Source organism: Actinosynnema sp., assembly GCF_052038725.1.
Genome location: NZ_JBQGCX010001304.1, coordinates 1 through 1744 on the forward strand (window position 1 = coordinate 1; position 1744 = coordinate 1744).

The window sequence follows — 1744 nt, forward strand, 5'->3', positions numbered from 1 at the left end:
CACCTGATGCCGCCGTCCGGCGAGGGCGCGAACCTGGCGATGTTCGACGGGTCCGAGCTGGGGAAGGCGATCGCCGCGCACCCCGGTGACGTGGAGCGGGCGTTCGCGCTGCACGAGGAGGCGATGTTCGCGCGCGGCGCGGCGGAGGCCGTGGAGGCGCACGCGACCGTGGAGCTGTGCCTGGGCGAGGACGCGCCGTTCGGGCTGATCGCGCTGCTGGGCGGGAACGCGCCGGTCAGCGCCTGACCGCCCCCGGCGCGGTGGGCGCCGGGGGCGGGGTCAGCGGCGCGCGGGGCGGTAGGCGGCCAGCAGCACGGCGGTCCCGGCCAGCCGCTGGGTCGGCCGGTGGCGGACCTCGGGCACGAGGTCGCCGCCACCACCAGCGGCCTGCGCGGGCGGCGTGGCGGCGAGGGGTCACTGCGGGCGGCCCTTCGGGGAGCTTGGCGCAGTCGGCGGCGATCACGAGAGCGACCGGGTCCAGCGCCGTCCCGGCCTGGTAGAAGCCCGCGAACGCCTCGGCGCTGGTCAGCGTGGCCGGGACCCCGGTCCAGGACAGCGATCCGGCCGCACCGACGTGGGATCCCCCGCCGGGATTCAGGTTCGCCAGCGCCACGTCCGGCAGGTCGACCGGTTGCGCGGGCGTTCCGGGGTCGGCGCACAGGGCGATGTCGGCCCGCATCGTCGCGGTCGCGCCGCTGACCTCGATCGACGGGTCCTTGAGCACCAGGGTGAAGAAGTGCGCGGGGTAGGAGAACTCGACCTCGCCCCGGTAGCGCGCGGTGAAGTCGCTCTTGGTGCGGAACTCCGCGCCCTGGAAGGAGAACCGGTAGGCCCCGGTGGGCACGCCGGTCGGGTTGGGCTTGCCGTCGCGGACCACCTCGTCGACGGCGGTGATGGTCGCGCCGTCGGCGGCGGTGATGGAGCTGCCCGCCGAGCCCCCGATGCCGACGCCCACGTACTGCCGGAAGCTCTTCTTGAAGCCCCACAGCAGATCGTCCTTGCCGACCGTGGTCTGGGTCAGCCCGCAGGTCTGGGAGGCGGTGGTCGTCGCGGTGGTGGCGCTGCTCTCCTGGACCTTGCGCACCTCGGAAGTCGGGTTCGCGACGGAACTCGGCTTGCCGTCCGAAGTGGACGGTTTGACCGAGGAGGGAGCCGTGGTCGTCGTCACCGACGGCTCCGCGCTCCCCTCCTGCGCCGACACCGGTCCGGGAGCCACGACGAGCAGCACCCCGGCCGCGAGGACCGCGCTGGTGAACCTCACTGCCCGACCTCCGCCCTGCGCCGCTTGCGCAGCACCACGATCCCGGCCACGACGACGACCAGCGCGGCTCCACCCGCGCCCGCGAGCAACCAGGTGTTGCCGTCCCGCTCGGGCTCCTGCTGCGCGGCGGCGCCGGTCGCGGCTGCCCGACCACCGCGCTGCCGCTCGTCGCCGAGAGCACCGCAACTGGTTGCTGCGCTTGTTGCTACTGCGGCGCAGGGGCTTGCCCGGTCGGCGCGGCGGTCGGCGGGTCGACCGGGGCCGGTTGTTGCTGCTGCTGGGCGGGCACGGCGAAGGTGATCGGCGTGAACGTCTCGTTGTTCGGGTTCACCACGCCGTGCGCGCCGATCGTGATGATTCCACCCCGCACCTGGGTGCAGTCGACCTGCGTGGTGTTGCCCGCGCGGTCCACGGCCGGGAAACGGACGCCGGGCACCAGCACGCGGTAACCCGGTCCGACCGCCATGCGCACCAGGTGCGGCA

The 1744-nt window shown here is 74.2% G+C and carries 1 protein-coding gene and 2 pseudogenes; 1 reads left to right on the forward strand and 2 read right to left on the reverse strand.

Translation table 11 applies throughout. From position 1 onward, the window contains the following. Positions 1 to 246 (forward strand): annotated as a pseudogene (locus ACTUAL_RS27540) (FAD-dependent monooxygenase); the annotation flags it as partial. On the opposite strand, the gene ACTUAL_RS27545 reads toward ACTUAL_RS27540, so the two are convergent. Together ACTUAL_RS27545 and ACTUAL_RS27550 are read right to left on the reverse strand one after the other, a co-directional pair. Next, positions 236 to 1261, reverse strand: a complete 1026-nt coding sequence (locus tag ACTUAL_RS27545) for an HtaA domain-containing protein (RefSeq protein ID WP_440902281.1) — start codon at positions 1259 to 1261, stop codon at positions 236 to 238. The pseudogene ACTUAL_RS27540 and the gene ACTUAL_RS27545 overlap by 11 nt on opposite strands. 205 nt (positions 1262 to 1466) lie before the next feature. After that, positions 1467 to 1744: pseudogene (locus ACTUAL_RS27550) on the reverse strand (hypothetical protein); the annotation flags it as partial.